General features: G+C 64.8%; 18 protein-coding genes and 1 pseudogene. 3 read left to right on the top strand and 16 right to left on the bottom strand.

Annotated features, from left to right (window positions below; all coding sequences use genetic code 11):
* The 11 genes from hypF to A5651_RS08735 all read right to left on the bottom strand — a co-directional run.
* The coding region (hypF, locus tag A5651_RS08685) for a carbamoyltransferase HypF (RefSeq protein ID WP_066978319.1) at positions 1-2,235 on the bottom strand (2,235 nt) is incomplete at its 3' end.
* The gene (locus A5651_RS08690; protein WP_066978322.1) at positions 2,232-2,486 is read right to left on the bottom strand and encodes a HypC/HybG/HupF family hydrogenase formation chaperone; all 255 of its coding nucleotides are present in this window, start codon (positions 2,484-2,486) and stop codon (positions 2,232-2,234) included. The genes hypF and A5651_RS08690, both read right to left, overlap by 4 nt.
* 3 nt (positions 2,487-2,489) lie before the next feature.
* Entirely contained in the window at positions 2,490-2,975 is a 486-nt protein-coding gene (locus A5651_RS08695; protein WP_066978325.1) for a hydrogenase maturation protease, read from the bottom strand.
* Positions 2,976-3,099: 124 nt separating this feature from the next.
* Positions 3,100-4,443 (bottom strand): hypothetical protein, encoded by a 1,344-nt coding sequence (locus tag A5651_RS08700; protein ID WP_066978328.1) that lies wholly within the window; start codon positions 4,441-4,443, stop codon positions 3,100-3,102.
* On the bottom strand, positions 4,440-5,084 hold the full coding sequence (locus A5651_RS08705) for a DUF6084 family protein (RefSeq protein ID WP_066978329.1): 645 nt from the start codon (positions 5,082-5,084) through the stop codon (positions 4,440-4,442). Before A5651_RS08705 ends, A5651_RS08700 begins: the two co-directional genes overlap by 4 nt.
* Positions 5,081-5,713, bottom strand: coding sequence for a DUF5947 family protein (locus tag A5651_RS08710; RefSeq protein WP_066978332.1), 633 nt, complete (start codon positions 5,711-5,713; stop codon positions 5,081-5,083). The genes A5651_RS08705 and A5651_RS08710 overlap by 4 nt, the downstream gene beginning before the upstream one ends.
* Positions 5,714-5,743: 30 nt before the next feature.
* Positions 5,744-6,658, bottom strand: a complete 915-nt coding sequence (locus tag A5651_RS08715) for a NifU family protein (RefSeq protein ID WP_066978335.1) — start codon at positions 6,656-6,658, stop codon at positions 5,744-5,746.
* 3 nt (positions 6,659-6,661) lie between these two features.
* The gene (locus A5651_RS08720; protein ID WP_066978338.1) at positions 6,662-8,458 is read right to left on the bottom strand and encodes a nickel-dependent hydrogenase large subunit; all 1,797 of its coding nucleotides are present in this window, start codon (positions 8,456-8,458) and stop codon (positions 6,662-6,664) included.
* Positions 8,459-8,547: 89 nt separating this feature from the next.
* Complete coding sequence (locus A5651_RS08725; protein WP_066978344.1) at positions 8,548-9,603, bottom strand: hydrogenase expression protein HypE; 1,056 nt, start codon at positions 9,601-9,603, stop codon at positions 8,548-8,550.
* Between the two features lie 86 nt (positions 9,604-9,689).
* Complete coding sequence (gene hypB / locus A5651_RS08730; protein WP_082943655.1) at positions 9,690-10,505, bottom strand: hydrogenase nickel incorporation protein HypB; 816 nt, start codon at positions 10,503-10,505, stop codon at positions 9,690-9,692.
* A 2-nt stretch (positions 10,506-10,507) separates the two neighbouring features.
* Complete coding sequence (locus tag A5651_RS08735; RefSeq protein WP_066978348.1) at positions 10,508-10,837, bottom strand: hydrogenase maturation nickel metallochaperone HypA; 330 nt, start codon at positions 10,835-10,837, stop codon at positions 10,508-10,510.
* Between the two features lie 223 nt (positions 10,838-11,060).
* On the opposite strand from A5651_RS08735, the gene recA reads away from it, so the two are divergent.
* From recA to A5651_RS08750, 3 genes are read left to right on the top strand one after another with little or no spacing between them, the layout of a single operon-like run.
* On the top strand, positions 11,061-13,202 hold the full coding sequence (gene recA / locus A5651_RS08740; protein ID WP_066978351.1) for an intein-containing recombinase RecA: 2,142 nt from the start codon (positions 11,061-11,063) through the stop codon (positions 13,200-13,202).
* Positions 13,171-13,701: a recombination regulator RecX gene (gene recX / locus A5651_RS08745; protein ID WP_066978355.1), complete on the top strand. Its 531-nt coding sequence runs from the start codon at positions 13,171-13,173 to the stop codon at positions 13,699-13,701. Before recA ends, recX begins: the two co-directional genes overlap by 32 nt.
* A gap of 21 nt (positions 13,702-13,722) precedes the next feature.
* Positions 13,723-14,547: a TIGR03560 family F420-dependent LLM class oxidoreductase gene (locus A5651_RS08750; protein ID WP_066978356.1), complete on the top strand. Its 825-nt coding sequence runs from the start codon at positions 13,723-13,725 to the stop codon at positions 14,545-14,547.
* Here the strand turns inward: A5651_RS08750 and A5651_RS08755 are convergent.
* From A5651_RS08755 to A5651_RS24870, 5 genes and pseudogenes are all read right to left on the bottom strand, one after another.
* The gene (locus A5651_RS08755; RefSeq protein ID WP_066978359.1) at positions 14,544-15,431 is read right to left on the bottom strand and encodes an amino acid ABC transporter permease; all 888 of its coding nucleotides are present in this window, start codon (positions 15,429-15,431) and stop codon (positions 14,544-14,546) included. The two genes, A5651_RS08750 and A5651_RS08755, sit on opposite strands and share 4 nt — an antisense overlap.
* The gene (locus A5651_RS08760) at positions 15,431-16,114 is read right to left on the bottom strand and encodes an amino acid ABC transporter permease (RefSeq protein ID WP_066978361.1); all 684 of its coding nucleotides are present in this window, start codon (positions 16,112-16,114) and stop codon (positions 15,431-15,433) included. The genes A5651_RS08755 and A5651_RS08760 overlap by 1 nt, the downstream gene beginning before the upstream one ends.
* Positions 16,115-16,139: 25 nt before the next feature.
* Positions 16,140-16,949: a glutamate ABC transporter substrate-binding protein gene (locus A5651_RS08765; RefSeq protein WP_066978364.1), complete on the bottom strand. Its 810-nt coding sequence runs from the start codon at positions 16,947-16,949 to the stop codon at positions 16,140-16,142.
* Between the two features lie 32 nt (positions 16,950-16,981).
* The gene (locus A5651_RS08770; protein WP_066978367.1) at positions 16,982-17,722 is read right to left on the bottom strand and encodes an amino acid ABC transporter ATP-binding protein; all 741 of its coding nucleotides are present in this window, start codon (positions 17,720-17,722) and stop codon (positions 16,982-16,984) included.
* Between the two features lie 137 nt (positions 17,723-17,859).
* Positions 17,860-18,027 (bottom strand): annotated as a pseudogene (locus tag A5651_RS24870) (tRNA (N6-isopentenyl adenosine(37)-C2)-methylthiotransferase MiaB); the annotation flags it as partial.
* Positions 18,028-18,044 lie beyond the last annotated feature (17 nt).

An 18,044-nucleotide genomic window follows, 5' to 3' on the forward strand; every position in this document is an offset into this window, starting at 1 on the left:
GGGTGGCACATGTCGATGGGTGATCACCGAAAGGCCCGTGGCCCGTAAACCGTCGAGCACCAGGCGCAACAGCAGGGCATTCTGGAAAACCCCGCCTGATAACGCGATCGGCTGACCGCCGGGGTCCTCCATCACCGCGAGCCTGACGATTATATCGGCGACCGCGCGGTGGAATCTCGCGCCGATGACCCCTGCTGGTGCGCCGGCTCGCACGTCGGCGACGACGGCTGAGAGAACCGGGGCCGGGTCGATGAGCACGGGTGATGCCGCGTCATCGGTACCGAAGCTATACACCGAAGCGCCGCAGTCAATTTCGCGGGACATGCCTTCCAGTTCGATGGCCGCCTGGGCCTCATAGGCGACGACCTGTCTTACGCCGGCCAGCGCCGAAACGGCGTCGAACAGCCGGCCCATGCTCGACGTGGACGCGCACCCGAAACCCGTTTCCAGTTGCTGCATCAGGACCCGGCGCTCGTCGGGCGGGCAGGCCCGCACCGGTGGCAGGTCATCATGCCAGACCACGCCCGCCGCCCACAGGTGCGACAGTGCCATCCGGTAGGGCCGCAGCACGCTGACATCGCCGCCGGCCAACGGGACGTATTTCAGGTGGGCCAGGCGTTCGAAGCCCTTATAGTCGGCGAGCAGGACCTCGCCGCCCCAGATGGCACCGTCGGGACCGTAACCGGTTCCGTCGAACGCAAACCCGAGCACACGCTGAGAACCGTCGAGCCCGTGCTCGGCCATCACCGCCGCGACGTGTGCGTGATGGTGCTGGACGGATCTAACAGGACGCGGGCCCGCATTGCGGTGTGCCCAAGCGCTCGAGCGATAGCCGGGGTGCGAGTCGGCCACGACGACCTCGGGGGACACTCCGGTCAACGCCTCGAGATGCTGCGCGGCAGCGTCGAATGCGGACAAGGTGGCCAAATCGTCCATGTCGCCGATGTGCTGGCTGAGCCAGGCGTACTTCTGGTCGGCCACTGCCAGGGTGTTCTTGAGGTCGCCGCCGACGGCCAGGGTTGGGGGCACGGGCACGGGTAGGGCCACAGGCAGCGGCGCGTAACCCCGCGAACGTCTGATCGGCATCTCGGCACCGTCCACCACCCGGACCACGGAGTCGTCACACGGAACCAGGATCGCGCGGTCATGCATCAGCCACCCGTCGGCGAGAGACGAAAGCCGCTGCAGCGCGTCGACATCGGTGAAACAGATCGGCTCACCGCCGAGGTTGCCCGACGTCATCACCAGCGCCGACGGGCCGGGCTCATCGCCGGGCAGGCCGAACAGCAAGGTATGCAACGGCGTATAGGCGAGCATGACGCCCAGGTCGGGGTTGTGCGGGGCAACCGACTCGGCCACCGGCGCGCCCGCGAGCCGAGGCATCAGCACGATGGGCCGCTGCTGACCGCACAACAGCCGCTGTGAAGCGTCGTCGCATGCCACGATTCGTTGTGCCACATTTAGATCGGGCACCATGACCGCGAACGGCTTGTCACCGCGACGCTTGCGGCGGCGCAGCTCGGCGACCGCGCGCTCGTCGGCGGCGTCGCATGCCAGGTGGTAGCCGCCGATGCCCTTGACGGCGAGGATGCCGCCGTCGCACAGCAGTTGCCGTGCGCGGCGAAACGCGGATTCGCCGTCGCCCACGCCATCGCCGCATCGGTACCGCAAGGTGGGGCCGCAGTTCGGACAGCACACCGGCTGCGCGTGAAAGCGCCGGTCCGCCGGATCGCGGTATTCGCGCTCGCAGTCGGCGCACATCGGGAACTCGGCCATGGTGGTGGTGGCCCGGTCGTAGGGCAGCGAGGCGATGATGGTGAAGCGCGGGCCGCAGTTGGTGCAGTTGACGAACGCGTGCCGGTACCGGCGGTTGCCCGGATCACGTTGTTCGGCGGCACAGTCGGCGCACATGGCGACGTCGGGGGATACGAGCGTGCGGCCACCGCCGCACCGAGACGTATCGGCGATCGCGAAGCCGGTACCACCGGCGACCGGAATGGCCTGTTTATCAACGGAGTCGATGATCGCCAGCGGCGGGGCACGATGGACCAGCATGGTCAAGAAGTCGTCGAGATCCGCTTCGGCGCCCTCGACCTCGATGACGGCGCCGGTGCTGTCGTTGTGTACGAAGCCCGACAGCCCGAGTGATGCGGCACAGGTGTAGACGAAGGGCCGAAATCCGACGCCTTGGACAACGCCGTTGACGGCCACCCGCAGCCGCCGTCGCCCGGTCATGGCGAGACCTCCGCGTCCTCGCCGCTCCCCATCATTTTCAAACCGGCCAGCGCCGCTTCGGCGCCCGCTTTGTCCGTTTTCTCGACGACGAAACCCATGTGGATGATCACCCAGTCGCCTGGGGCGAAGGTCTCCTCCGACAGCATGCCGATGTTGACCTTGCGGTGCTCGCCCGCGACGTTGACGAGAGCGAGTTGTCCGCCGTAGCCCTCCAGCACCTGGACCACCTGGCCGGGAATGCCGAGACACATGGCTCAGCCCACCACCTTCGCGTCGTCGAGCAGGTTCGCCACGACGTTCTCGATCGCCGCCACGGCGCCGGGAACGGCGGCCGCCACCCTGGCGGAGAGTTCCATCCGTTCGTCGACGTCGTCGACCTCACAACCGACCACGACGGTGTAGGGCGGGATCCCGCCGAGCGCAGTGAGGCTGGCGAACACCGCGGCGGGATCCATCGCGTGTGCATCGACACCGCTGTGCTGCGAGGGGGTTTCGAGGTCGGCCTCGAAAACGTGCAGGGCGCCAGGCGAGCCACGGTTCGGCATTGCATCGACGAGAACCAGTGCGTCACAGCCGTCCAACAGGTCGTAGGCGAGATGCATGCCGCGGATTCCGTAATCGACCACCCGCACCTGTGGGTTCGCGACGTGTTCGGGCACATGGCGCATCACCTCAGGTCCGAACCCGTCGTCACCGAGGAAGATGTTGCCGATGCCGGCTACCAGAATCTGGGACGTGATTGCACCTCGCTGATTTCCTACATCCGACGAATCTTCAGGTAGCGGTTCAGGTCCGGCAGGGAGCGGACCCCGATCACGATTGCGCCGAGCACGATGACGCCGGCGATGACAGTCGCGGTCACGCCTACTGCTTGCATGTCGAATTCCTTTCTCTCAACGGTTCGACCTCATCGGGTGCGAAGTACAGGTAGCGGCCGTACCACTGGTGCAGGTCGGCAGCCGGGTCGTCCTCGAGCACTACACCGACATGCTGGTCGCCGTCGACGGTTTCGTGCACGGAGGTGACGACCGCCGTCTTGTCGGCGAAGAACAGGTCCTGGGCATCGGCGCGCCGGGACGGATGAAGCCGCACCCTGCTGCCGCGGCTCACCTTTACGCCGTTGACCAGCACGGCATCGATATCGGGTCGTACCGCGTTGTCCGCCAAGGGATCCCACCAGTCCACACCCTCGGGTATGTCCGGGATCAGGCCCGCCGCCTCATCGAGTTCGTGCGGGTCGCGCAGCACACCGTGCAGGTTGAGCATTGCCTCGGGGGACATCGAGTCACAGCGGTCGATGATCTGGGCGGCCAACGGGTCCGTGGCGCGCGCGACTGCCTTTTCCTCGTCGGTCATCGTCATGATCCGCAATGTGAGGATCTCGTCGATCTCGGTGGAGTCGTACAGCGCGCCTCTGCTCTGCTCGGCGATCTCGGGATGGTCGTACAGGATGATCGGCGATATAAGCATCAGCGCGTGGTCGTCTTGTGGCCCGGCGAGAACGGGGAAGCAGCGGTGGTGGCGGCATCGTGCGACAGCGTTGGCGGCCGACGCCGGCGGCTCGAGAAGCGACACGAAGTCACCGTCGTCAACCTCGGCGATGAGGTGAGTTCCGATCAGCGACACCGCGGTCGCGTCATCCTTGGTGGCGGCGGGCGCCGTGGTGTTGCGCACGGACACGGTGAGGCGCACGAGTCCCTCGTCGCGTTCTGCCGACACCTCGAGGCGCGCGTGCAACGCGCGTCGCGAGCGCACCAGCCTCCCACCGTCGACGAGTTCGATGTCGGTGCCCGCGTCGACCTCTATCGGAAACGTGAGCGCCAGGCCGGATTCGACATCCAGAGGTCCGAACGAGACTTCACGCTCTACCGCCTCGTCCCAACGCAGCCATGACTGCGAACCCGAAACGAGCTCATCGACTGGCTCGAAACGTCCGTCGTTTTGCGCTTTCTCGACGCCTCTGTGCTGCAGTTGCAGGAAACGCAGCTTGATCGAGACAGTCGGTCTCGTCCCCGGCGCTATGAGTATCTGTGCCGCCAACGAGTCGTCCTCGCCGAGTCCGGCGTGCGCGGCGCCGGCCGGCCCCAGCACGCCGAACTGCCAACGGATCTGGTTCTTCTGCGAATTGGCGCGGTACGGATAGAGCAGGTAGCCCTCGTAGAGAACCGCGTCTGCGACGGCGCGGGCACGATCCCACTGCGTGGTCATTGGACCTTCTCCGTCGAACTCGCCGCAAGCAGGGAGGTGACCGCCTCGTCGAAGGAGATCAGTCCGCGCGCCGACCGGTACGCCACCAGCGCTTCGATGGTGTCGTGGTCCAGCCTCAACCAGCCGGTGTTGGGGTAGTGCTGCCGGATGAGATCTCGCCACACCAAGACAGGCATCTCGAAGCGGTCCTCGCAATCCCACGGCACCTGCTGCACCGCGAATCCGCGGGGACCCTTCGAGAAAATCGTTCCGCTGAAAAGGAATTGCAACGGTACGTATCCGTCGCGCAGCGCGTGCAGATACTTTGCGGCGGCCACGTCGAAGTCGTAGGTGCACTCCAACGGGAGACTGCCCTGGGTGGCGCCGCTGAATCCCTGGACCATCGTGCTGGTCTGCAGCCATTGGAAATTGTGCAACGTGGTCGACCAACGCTCACGGGGACCGAAGAGGTCGAGCAGACCGGCGGCTTCCTCGTCGGTGTAACCTCGGCGCATCGGCTCGATCCGCACCTGGCAGCGAAGCGCGATCGCATGTACCGGGTCCTCGCCCACCGCGCCGATGCCCAGTCGCGCGTTGAGCACCGGTGTGACCGCGAACGGCTCCGGTTCCACCTCGACGACGGTGAACGTGAGGTCTGTCATGCGCGAGCCACCGCCTCGCTGCGCTCTTCGAGCATGCGGAAGAAATCGTCGATGAACGCGTTTACCTGGTGGCCGCCGTCGAAGCCGTGCCACATCAACCGCAACCGGCCGACGAACTCGTAGCAGGCGTCGACGGGCAGTAGATATCCGTGCAGCGCCGATCCTTCGTCGTCGGGCACCCGAACCAGCAACGCCTCCGTGTCGTCGGCGAGTATGTCCACGCGCGGGTCGGATGTGCGGATCTCGTTCCACGCCTTGAGATCCAGCTCCGACTCCGTGGCGCCGGCGGGCCCCGGATAGAACGCCACCGTGCGATCCAGCATCGAATTGCGGAAGAAGAACGCGAGGCCGACGGGAATCTGCAGCGTCTCCCAATGCCCCCTGTCCAGGGCGAAGTCCGGAAAAACGAGATAGCGATCGGGGATGGCCCGGTAGCGCAGGTCCGCCTGGGTGTCGGTGAACAACAGATAGCAACCCCGGCAGACACACATCAACTGTCGGCCCTCGACATTGACCACATGCTGATGCTCGTCGGCGATCGCCTCGGCGCACATCTCGCACCGCTCGCCTGCCGGTTGGGGTGCCGATGCCGCGCGAATGCGCGCGAGCACGTCATAAGCGCTATTCATGCGCGATTCGCCCCCGCTTCTCGCTCGCAATCACGACACCACCGCCATCGACAGAACCCCGTCACGTTCCAAAAGCGGGACCGGCTCGAGATGTGCTGCGGCCGAGCCGTTCCCGTCGACGCAGGCACCGGCGTGCACGACGTCGAAGTGGGCATGGCAGCGCGGGCATCGCAGCACGGCGTCGTCTGCGGCCGAACCCATGCGGCGGTGCAGTACGGCGCCCGCCAGTGACTCGCCGCAACGGCCGCACCGGTCGAGGTAGGCGAACACGCGGTCACCCACGCGGCACGCCAACACGGTCGTGCCCGCCACCGCGAACCCGCCGACCTCTCCGGGCGCGAGGCCGGCAACGTCGGGCACCGCATGCCACGCATGCCCGTTCCGCGGGGTACTGCGGACGTGGCTCATGAGGCTGTCGGCCGCAATGACCGCCGATGGGCCGTCCGTCTCCGCGGCCACCACCTCGATCGACGAAATCTCCGGCGCCACAGCGCGTACCGCGTCCTCGACCGCCAGCTCGAGGGTGATCGCCGACGACGGACAGCTCTTGCAGCTGCCTGCGAACCGCAACCGGACCACGTCGCCGTCGACCTCGAGCAGATGCACGTCCCCGCCGTGCGAGCCGAGGTAGGGCCGCACGCTGTTCAGCGCATCCTGGATCCGTCGCTCGACCGAGTGCGGGTGGAGACCGTGCACCAGCAGCAGGCTGGCGACGAGGCCGTCGCCGGCGAACGCGTCTGCGAGCTCGGGATGCCGATCCACGGCGATGCCCATCATCCGTTCGACGCAGGCGCCGTAGAGGTCGGTCACTTCGCGGACCAACTGTTCGGCGCGCTCGTGGGCGACAGCGCCACCGGCTGCGCTGGCGTCGAGGAGGTTCTGTATCCGCTCGCCCGACATGCGCCACCGTGCATCTTGTTCGGGGTTTCCCGGGCGATGCGGCATCTGTCACTCCCCGGTGGCGGACTGGGTGGGGGAGTGCAACCTCTCGAGCGTCTTCCCGTTTCCCAGATACATGTGCACACCGCAGGGCAGGCACGGATCGAAGCTGCGCACCGTACGCATGACGTCGATACCCTTGAAGTGCTCCCTGTCGTTCTCCTCGAAGATCGGTTGACCCTGCACCGCATCCTCGTACGGGCCCGGCGTGCCGTAGCTGTCGCGGGGATTGGCGTTCCACGGCGTCGGCGGGTACGGGTGATAGTTCGCGATCTTGCCGTCGCGAATCACCATGTGGTGACTCAGGACTCCGCGCACCGCCTCGGTGAAGCCGCAGCCGATGCCCTCCTTGGGGACGTCGAACTTCTCCCAGGTCTTGGTGCGGCCGGCGCGGATCTCGATGAGCGCCTTCTCGGCGAAATGGAGCGCGCAGGCCGCCGCATAGGCCTGGAAGTACGTCCGGGCGCGGTTACGCTCGATCGTGTTGCTGCCATGCTGCGGCACTTTCCATTCCAGCTCGGCCGGACCTTTCAGCGCCGTCTTCGGCAAGTTGATCTGCACGCTGTTGCCCGTGGCCTTGACGTAGCCGATGTCGACTAGGCCCGCCAGCGCCGTGGACCACAGCCGTGCCAGCGGACCACCGCCGGTGTCCAGCGCCAAGTGGTCGGTGCCGTCGAACCACCGCGGTGACATCACCCAGCTGTAGTTCTCGTCGAAGTCGCGCTTCTGCGGACGCGGGTTGGTGTGCTGGTTCCACGGATGGCGGCGATCCACCGGATTACCCAACGGGTCGGTCTTGACGAACATCTCCTGGTCTTCCCAGTCATCGTAATAACTGTGGCCCAGCAGGATTCGGATGCCCAGGTTGATGTCAACCAGCGAATGGGTGTGCAGCTTGCCGTCGATCACCACGCCGGGCGTGACGAACATGGCATTGCCCCACTTCTCCATGTCCTTGTAGTCGAAGTTGCAGACCTCGGGATCCTGGAAGGAACCCCAGCAGCCGAGCAGCGTGCGGCGAAGTCCCACCTGTTCGTAGCCGGGTAGCGCTTCGTAGAAGAAATCGAACAGGTCGTCGTGCATCGGCACAACCTTCTTCATGAACTCGACATAGCGCATGAGCCGGGTCATGTAGTCCGTCATCAACTGGATGGTGGCCGTCGTGCCGATGCCGCCCGGATACAGCGTGGACGGGTGCACGTGTCTGCCTTCCATCAGACAGAACATCTCGCGGGTGTAGCGGCTGGTCTGTAGCGCCTCGCGGTAAAACTCGCCGGTGAACGGGTTGAGTGCGCGCATGATGTCGGCGATCGTCCGGTAGCCGTGCATGTCGGCATGTGGCGCCTGGGTGTTCTCAGCCTTGGCGAGCACACTCGGGTTGGTTTCGGACACCATCTTCTCGCAGTAGTCCACGCCGACCAGGTTCTCTTGGAAGATGTTGTGGTCGAACATGTATTCCGCGGCCTCGCCGAGGTTGATCAACCATTCACCGAGGTGCGGCGGCTTCACGCCGTATGCCATGTTCTGGCAGTAGCACGAGCACGTGGCGTGGTTGTCACCGCAGATGCCGCAGATGCGGCTGGTGATGAAGTGGGCGTCGCGAGGATCCTTGCCCTTCATGAAGATCGAGTAACCACGGAAGATCGACGACGTGCTGTGACACTCGACGACTTCCCTGTTGTCGAAGTCGATCTTGGTATAGATGCCGAGACTGCCCACGATGCGGGTGATCGGGTCCCATGCCATCTCAACGAGCTGACCGGGTTCGCGCTTCACGTGTGACGGTTCGGGGATGATCGTTGTCATCAGAACTTCTCTCTATGAATGAAATGCACGACGGCATAAAGCTTTTGTCATGCTGGACAGAGCCGCGGTGCGCGCCGGAGCGCCCGCACCTACCAGGTGCGGGTTGCCCCAGTGGTCAGTTTCTCGCCGGGATGGCGCCACTTCGGTTCTTTGTCGACCGTCCGACCGGTCACATGCCGCAGGCTTCGGATGACTGAGCCGTACATCTTCGAGCCCGTCGTGGAGACCTTCCCGCCGGGTGGTTCGTCCATGAACGGCATGAACTTGTCCGGGAAACCGGGCATCGTGCAGCCGATGCAGATGCCGCCGACGTTCGGGCAGCCGCCGATGCCGTTGATCCATCCCCGCTTCGGCACGTTGCACTTGACCACTGGGCCCCAGCAGCCCAGCTTTACAATGCATTTCGGGGATCCGTACTCGGTGGCGAAGTCGCCTTGCTCGTAGTAGCCGGCGCGGTCACATCCCTCATGTACCGATGCACCGAACAACCATTGGGGCCGCAACGCATCGTCGAGCGGAATCATCGGGGCCTGATCGGTGGCCATGTACAGCAGGTAGGTCAACGTCTCAGCCAGATTGTCCGGATGGATCGGGCAGCCGGGCACGCACACGATGGGGATGCCGGCCTTGCTCTTCCAGTCCCACCCGAGATAGTCGGGCACGCCCATAGCGCCGGTGGGATTGCCCGCCATCGCGTGGATGCCGCCGTACGTCGCGCACGTTCCGACCGCGACGATCGCGGTGGCCTTCGGTGCGAGCCGATCCAACCACTCACTGGTGGTCATCGGCTGGCCCGTCGCGGGATTGTTGCCGAAACCGCACCAGTAACCTTCGTCGTGGAGCTGCTCGTTCGGAATGGAACCCTCAACGACGAGTACGAACGGGTCGAGTTCTCCGCGGTCGGCCTTGAAGAACCATGCGAGGAAGTCGTCGGCTCCCCCGTTTGGGCCGCATTCGAAATCGATCAGGGGCCAGTGCACGGCGATCTTCGGCAGGCCGGGGAGTGCACCAAGGGCAATCTCTTCGACACTGGGTTGTGTGGCGGCAGTCAGCGCCACAGAATCACCGTCGCAACTCAACCCCGCGTTGATCCATAGAACGTGAATCAGCGCTTCCTCCGCTTTGACTGCTGCCTCGATTGGCATATGTCACAGCTTTCCGGGGCCCGGGCTGGGGACCCCATTCGTCACATTGGACGTTGGCGCCCGCGTATGGAGCGCTGGTTCTGGGTTTACTCCGAGCTAGTTCTGTTGTCAACGGATTCTGTGGCCGTACGGGTGTTTGCCGGTCGGCCCGCCCGTAGCGCGATCCAGTCGTACCATGCCTCGACACCCTCACCGCTTGTCGCAGAGAGGGGCAAAATATTCACGCCGGGGTTAACAGCGCGAGCATAGGCAGCCAAGCTTTCAAGATCGAAGTCCACATACGGCGCTAGGTCGATCTTGTTGACGATAACGAGTCCCGCTGCAGCAAACATGTGCGGATACTTGAGCGGCTTGTCCGCCCCCTCGGTTACCGAGATGACAACGACTTTGCTGTGCTCGCCGAGGTCGAAGAGTGCGGGGCACACCAGGTTGCCCACATTCTCGATAAACAGCAGCGAGCAGGCTTCCGGTTCGAGCGTGTGCAGAGCCCGGTGCACCATGTCGGCATCGAGGTGGCAGCCTGCGCCGGTGTTGACCTGAACCGCCCGGGCGCCCGCGGCGCGGATTCGTTCGGCATCCAGCAGCGTCTCCTGGTCCCCTTCGATAACGGCGACGGGCCAGACGGGTCTCAGCTCGCGGATGGTGCGTTCGAGAAGCGTCGTCTTGCCCGCACCCGGCGAGCTGGTGACGTTGAGCGCGAAAATGCCGCGGGTGCGCAGCCATTGCCGGTTCTTGTCGGCTAGCAGATCGTTCTTCTCGAGGACCTTCTGCTCCAGCGTCACGGTTTCGGTGTGTCCGTGGTGGTGCTCGTGCCCGGGCTCGTGCTCGTGCTCGTGCTCGCGGACGTGTCCGGGCACGGTGATGACGGCGCCGTCTTCGCCGCAGCCACATGTTGCACACATCGTCAGCTCACCTCCATGGAGAGGATTCGTAGGTCGTGGCCGGCCAGCACGTCGACATCGGCACTTCCGCAGGGGCACAGAAGGATCAGGTCGTGAAGCTCGAACTGCCGGTCGCAGGTGCGGCATCGGGCGGCACCCGGGCGGACGTCGAGATCGAGACAGGCGCCGTCGGCCACTGTGCCCTGGGTGGCCAGCTCGAAGCAGAACCGCATGGAGTCGGGGACCAGGGCGCACAGCTCGCCGACCTCGAGCTTGACGCTGTGAACCTTGCGTCCGGCGGCGTGTTCACACACCGCGTCCACAACGCTCTGGGTGATCGCCATCTCGTGCATGTGAATCCGCTCAGTCGCAGCCGGCGAATCCCACGATAGGCCGATATTCAGCGACCCGCCGCCCGATCGGCGTGTCAGGCTTGAGTCGAACAGGTGTTCGTCTACTGTGGGCAGTGTTCGACGGCTAGATGCTGGTCAGGCCGACTTGTCGGTGGCGGCCTCTAGCGTCACGGCCAACTGATCGATCACCGATCAACCGAACACATGAGAACGGGAGACTCAAATGCCGCAGGCCCCTGATCGCGAGAAAGCCCTCGAGCTGGCGCTCGCGCAGATCGACAAGAACTTTGGCAAGGGTTCGGTGATGCGGCTCGGCGAGGAAGTGCGCCAGCCGATCTCCGTTATCCCCACCGGCTCCATCGCCCTGGACGTGGCGCTCGGCATCGGCGGCCTGCCGCGCGGCCGGGTCGTCGAGATCTACGGCCCGGAGTCCTCGGGTAAGACCACCGTCGCACTGCACGCGGTAGCCAACGCCCAGGCGGCGGGGGGCATCGCAGCGTTCATCGACGCCGAGCACGCCCTGGATCCGGAATACGCCAAGAAGCTCGGCGTGGACACCGACTCGCTGCTGGTGTCCCAGCCGGACACCGGCGAGCAGGCGCTGGAGATCGCCGACATGCTGATCCGGTCCGGCGCGCTGGACATCCTGGTCATCGACTCGGTGGCCGCGCTGGTGCCGCGCGCCGAGATCGAAGGCGAGATGGGTGACAGCCATGTCGGTCTGCAGGCCCGGCTGATGAGCCAGGCGCTGCGCAAAATGACCGGCGCATTGAACAATTCGGGCACCACCGCGATCTTCATCAATCAGCTTCGCGAAAAAATCGGGGTCATGTTCGGGTGCTTCAACTACAGCACTCGGGTACAGCTGGCCGACGGCACGACCGAGAAGATCGGCAAGATCGTCAACCAGAAGATGGACGTCGAGGTGCTGTCCTACGACCCGAACACCGACCGGGTCGTGCCCCGCAAGGTGGTGAACTGGTTCAACAACGGTCCTGCTGAGCAGTTCCTCCAGTTCACCGTCGAAAAGTCAGGCGGCAACGGCAAGTCACAGTTCGCCGCAACACCGAACCACTTGATCCGCACACCTGGTGGATGGACGGAAGCAGGCGATCTCATCGCCGGTGATCGGGTGATGACCGCCGAGCCGCACCGGCTCAGCGATCAGCAGTTCCAGGTGGTCCTCGGCTCCCTGATGGGTGACGGAAACCTGTCGCCCAACCGACGGGACCGCAACGGCGTGCGGTTCCGTCTCGGACACGATGCCAAGCAGGTGGAGTACCTGGAGTGGAAGACCGCGCTGATGGGCAATATCGGGCATTCGGTCCGCGAGAATGCCGCGGGGGCACGGTTTGTCGACTTCACCCCGCTACCTGAGTTGACCGAGTTGCAACGTGCGGTGTACCTCGGTGACGGCAAGAAGTTTCTCTCCGAGGAATACCTCAAGGCACTTACTCCGCTGGCGCTGGCGATCTGGTACATGGATGATGGCGGATTCACTGTGCGGTCCAAGGGTGTTCAGAAGCGCACCGCCGGTGGCAGCGGACGTATCGAGATCTGTGTCGAAGCGATGAGTGAGGGCACCCGCACCCGGCTACGCGACTATCTGCGTGACACCCATGGCCTGGATGTGCGGCTGCGTCACTCGGGTGCGCGCGGCAAGGTTGTATTGGTGTTCTCCACCAACGCGTCGACGAAGTTCCAGGAACTGGTGGCGCCGTACATGGCTCCGTCGATGGAGTACAAGCTGCTTCCGCGGTTCCGCGGCCAAAGCACGGTGACGCCCCAATTCGTCGAGCCCACACAGCGCTTGGTTCCAGCCCGGGTCCTCGACATTCACGTCAAGCCGCACACGCGGTCGATGAACCGATTCGACATCGAGGTCGAAGGCAATCACAACTACTTCGTTGACGGTGTCATGGTGCACAACTCGCCAGAAACGACGACCGGTGGCAAGGCGCTGAAGTTCTACGCCTCGGTTCGCATGGACGTCCGGCGCATCGAGACGCTGAAGGACGGCACCGACGCGGTCGGCAACCGCACCCGCGTCAAGGTCGTCAAGAACAAGGTGTCGCCGCCGTTCAAGCAGGCCGAGTTCGACATCCTCTACGGCAAGGGCATCAGCCGGGAGGGCTCGCTCATCGACATGGGTGTCGAGCAGGGCTTCATCCGCAAGTCCGGTTCGTGGTTCACCTACGAGGGTGAGCAGCTGGGCCAGGGCAAGGAGAACGCGCGGAACTTCCTGCTCGAGAACACCGATGTGGCCAACGAGATCGAGAAGAAAATCAAGGAGAAGCTCGGCATTGGCGCCGTGATCACCGATGACGTGAGTGATGACGTACTGCCCGCCCCCGTCGACTTCTAAGCCGGTCGAAGCCTCTCGCGAGGAGCAGGCCAGGAACCTGTGCCTGCGCCTGCTCACCGTGAGGGCGCGCACCCGAGCCGAACTGGCGGCCCAGCTGACCAAGCGCGGCTATCCCGACGACGTCAGCACCCAGGTGCTCGACAGGCTGGCCGAGGTCGGCCTGGTCGACGACGCCGGCTTCGCCGAGCAGTGGGTGCGGTCGCGTCGTCTCAACGCCGGAAAGGGCAAGCGCGCGTTGGCCGCTGAGCTTCGCACCAAGGGGGTCGACAATGACGTCATCTCCGCGGCGCTGGCAGAGATCGACGCCAGCGCCGAACGCGAGCGTGCAGAACAGCTGGTGCGGGACAAGTTGCGCCGGGAACGGCTCGACGGAGACGACGACGCGAAGGTGATGCGTAGGCTGGTCGGAATGCTGGCGCGGCGCGGCTACAGCCAATCGATGGCGCTCGACGTGGTCACCCTCGAACTCGCCTGCGAGCGGGAGCGCCGTCGCGTCTAGCTCACCGGTAGGTTGGCGGCCATGCTGCTGTCGGCCAAGATCGCCCCGACCTTCGACTATCCGGTGCTGGAACGGTTCTGGCGCACGGCAGACGAACTCGGATTCCATTCCATCGCCAACTACGACCACTTCTACGGGTTGATCGACCACCCCGTTCCGACGATGGAGGGGTGGACGTCGCTGGGGGCGATGGCGGCGGTGGTGCGGCGCGCCCGGGTGAGTTGCATGGTTACCGGTGTGACGTATCGCAACCCGGCGGTGCTGGCGAAGATGGCGGTGACCGTCGACCACATCAGCGGCGGGCGGCTGGATTTCGGGCTCGGCGCCGGCTGGCATGAGGCCGAGCATCGCGGATACGGCATCGAATTCCCCAGTGCGGGAACGCGGGTGGCCATGCTGGACGAAGCGCTGACGCTCATCAAGAGGCTGTGGACGGAAGAGTCCGTCGGCTTCGACGGCGAGTTCTACACGCTGCGTGACGCGCTGTGTGAACCGAAACCGCTGCAGCGGCCGCATCCGCCGATCGTCGTCGGAGGCGAGAAGCCGAAGATGCTCAAGGTCATCGCGCGCCATGCCGACGAGTGGAACGTGCCCAGCCACGGCAACGTCGCGCAGTGGGCCAAGACCAGCACGGAGCTCGACCAAGCCTGCAGGGAGGTCGGCCGCGACCCGTCAGTGATCCGGCGTTCGGTGCAGCTGTTCATCCAGCCTGCGCAGGACGACCATCTCGAGCAGCAGTTGGCCACACTTCCTGAACTGGAAACCCTCGGCTGCGGGCATGCCGTGCTGTCGTTCTATCAGCCGCCGACAACCGACCAATTGAAACGCTGCGCCGAGCTGATCTAGCGAGTGGTGACCTCGCTGCCGGGCGCGCCCTCCTGCTCGATGGCCTCGGGGTCCAGCGGCAGGGGCGCGCGACGCGAGCGGCGCATTCGCCCCTCGAGCCAGGTGGCGAACCACGACAGCGCGAAGTTGACGACGATCATCAGCGCGGCGACGACGATCAAGGCGGGGATGTAGTTTTCATACTCCGAACCGACGTTCCTGCCCTCGCGCACGATTTCGAGGAACGTGATCTGATATCCGATCGCGGTGTCCTTCAGCACCACCACCATCTGCGACACCAGCACCGGCAGCATCGACGTAACGGCCTGCGGCAGCAGGACCGACCGCATAATCTGGCCCCACGTCAGGCCCAGTGCGAACGCCGCCTCCGACTGCCCGCGCGGCAGCGCGTTCACTCCCGCGCGCACGATCTCGGCGATCACGGCGCTGTTGTAGAACGTCAGACCCGCAATCACGCCGGCCAGCGCTAACTGCTTTCCGGGGAACACGTCGTAGAGCGCGAACAGGCCGAAGGCGAAGAGCATCATCACCAGCACCGGCACCGCGCGGAAGAACTCGACGAACACTGCGCATGGCCAACGGATCACGCCACGTGATGACATGCGACCGATGCCCAGCACTGAGCCGAGCAGCAGCGCCAGCACGATCGACACCACCGCCGCGGTGAGCGTGCCCCGGATGCCGGGCAGCAGGTAGGTCCGCCACAGGTCCGCGGTCAGAAACGGTTCCCACTTCGCGGCGGTCAGTTGCCCCTTCGCATCGAGCTTCGAATACACCACCCAGACCACTACTGCGAGGACCACCACGGTGACCGCGGTGACGGCCCAGTTGCGCACCCGCCCCCGCGGCCCCGGCGCGTCGAAGAGAACCGACGAGCCACTCATCAGCGCGCCACCGCCAACCGCTTGCCCAGCCATCCGAAGAACAAGCCCAGCGGCAGCGTCAGGACCACGAACCCGAAGGCGAAGATCGCGCCGACGGTCAACAGCGCGGCGGTGTTCTCGATTATCTCCTTCATCAGCAGCGCGGCCTCGGCCACACCGATCGCCGACGTGATCGTCGTGTTCTTGGTCAGCGCGATCAACACCGACCCCAGCGGAATGATGACCGCGCGAAAGGCCTGTGGCAGCAGGATCATTCGGAGGTTCTGTCCGAATGTGAAGCCCAAAGACCGCGCCGCCTCGGCCTGTCCGAGGGGAATCGTGTTAACTCCGGAGCGCACCGTCTCGCAGACGAACGACGCCGTGTAGACGGTCAACCCGAGAACGGCCAGCCGAAAGTTGCTGTCCTCGACCGAGGTCGCGGAATTCGCGTCGACGAGCGTGATGCCCAGCGTCTGTGACAGGCCGAACGCGCAGAACAGGATGATCAGCGTCAGGGGAGTGTTGCGCACCACGTTGACGTAGGCGGTGCCGATCCAGTTCATCACCGGCACGGGCGAGAGCCGCATCGCGGCAAGAAGCGTGCCGAGAATCAGCGCGCCGATGGCGGCGAAAACCGTCAGCTCGATCGTCGTCCAGAACGCCTCGAGGATCTGGCCGACGGGGTATCCGGGAAGGACCTCCATTAGCGGCGTGTCAGCTGCGCCGGGCTCAGCAGGGGGCGACAGCCGGCGGCGCGGGTGCGGGGATACCCGCCGGACCGAGGTTCTTGTCCCACGCGGACTTCCAGGCGCCGTCGGACACCATCTTCTTGATGGCGTCGCTGATCTTGTTGCACAGCTCGGTGTCGCCCTTCTTCAAGCCGATCCCGTAGCGCTCCTCCGAGAACGGCTTGCCGACGATCTTGAACACGCCCGGGCTTTGGGCCGCGTAGCCGGCGAGGATCACCTCGTCTGTGGTGACCGCGTCGATCGCCCCGTTTTTCAGCGCCTCCACGCACGCCGAATACGTGTCGTACTGCTGCAGTTGCACGCCCGGGTACTCATCCTTGATCCGCTGCGCCGGTGTGGATCCCGACACCGAGCACAGTTTCTTGTTGTTTTGCAGCGACTGGGCGCCGGTGATGTCCTTGTTGTCGGCCTTGACCAGCAGGCTCTGCCCGGTGACCAGGTACGGCCCGGCGAAGCTGACCTTCTGCTTGCGGGCGTCGGTGATCGAGTAGGTAGCGGCGATAAACTTCACCTGGTCGTTCTGGATCAGCGTCTCGCGCTGACCCGACGGCGACTCTTTCCATTCGATCTTGTCAGGGCTGTAACCGAGTTCCTTGGCGATGTAGGTGGCCACGTCGACGTCGAAGCCGCTCATCTTCCCGTCGCGGCTCTTCTGCCCGAGGCCGGGTTGGTCGACCTTCGTCCCGATCACGATGCTGTTCTCGTCACCACCACCGCAGGCCGTGGCGGCGAGCGGCAGGGCCAGCGACAGCGCGACGGCACCTGCGACGCGCAATGAGAAGGACGGCATATCGGTTTCCTTTCGCCGGGGCGTCAGTGCTCTCAGTGCTTGAGGATCTTGCCGAGGAAATCTTTGGCGCGATCGGAGCGGGGATGTTCGAAGAACTCCCTGGGTTCGGCGGCCTCGACGATCGCGCCGTCGGACATGAACACCACCCGGTTGGCCGCGCCGCGGGCAAAGCCCATCTCATGGGTGACCACGATCATTGTCATCCCGTCCTTGGCCAGCGAGGTCATCACCGACAGCACCTCGCTGATCATCTCCGGGTCCAGCGCGCTGGTCGGCTCGTCGAACAGCATCACCTTCGGGTTCATCGCCAGCGACCGGGCGATCGCCACCCGCTGCTGCTGGCCACCCGATAGCTGGGCGGGGTACTTCTCGGCCTGGTTGGCCACTCCGACGCGCTCGAGCAGCTCTATCGCCTTGCGGCGCGCGTCCTCTTTCGACGCCTTGCGGACTTTGCGCGGCGCCAGCGCGACGTTTTCCAGAATTGTCTTGTGCGCGAACAGATTGAACGACTGGAACACCATGCCGACGTCTGACCGCAGCTGCGCCAGCTTGCGTCCCTCCTCGGGCAGGACTTCGCCGTCTATCTCGATGGTGCCGGACTCGATGGTCTCGAGCCGATTGATGGTGCGGCACAACGTCGATTTGCCCGAACCGGACGGCCCCAGCACGACGATCACCTCACCCCGGTCGACATCCAGGTTGATGTCCCTGAGCACATGCAGATCACCGAAGTGTTTGTTGACGCCCTTGATCGAGACCATCGGCGTGCCCATGGACGCAGACCTTACCCAGGGAAAGCGCAGCTTGTCCCCGACTCGTGAATCCGCTCGATTAACGCTGTGTTGCCGCCCGTAACTACCATGGGCCGGGTGACTTCGACCCCGACCGCTGCCTCCTCGCGCGAGCGCTCGTCGGTCGCACGCTGGTATCCGGCCGCCTCGAGCAGGCCTGCCAGCCGCTCGGAATCGTGCACGTTCATCTGGCAGCCGTACGTACGCACCTGGTAGGTGCGTGGTGGTGCGACCGACGAGCGCTCGCGCGAGGAGGCAGCGGTCGGGGTCGAAGTCACCCGGCCCATGGTAGTTGCGGGCAGGC

The organism is Mycobacterium sp. 1274761.0, assembly GCF_001668615.1.
In the GTDB taxonomy this organism is placed as follows: Bacteria; Actinomycetota; Actinomycetes; order Mycobacteriales; family Mycobacteriaceae; genus Mycobacterium.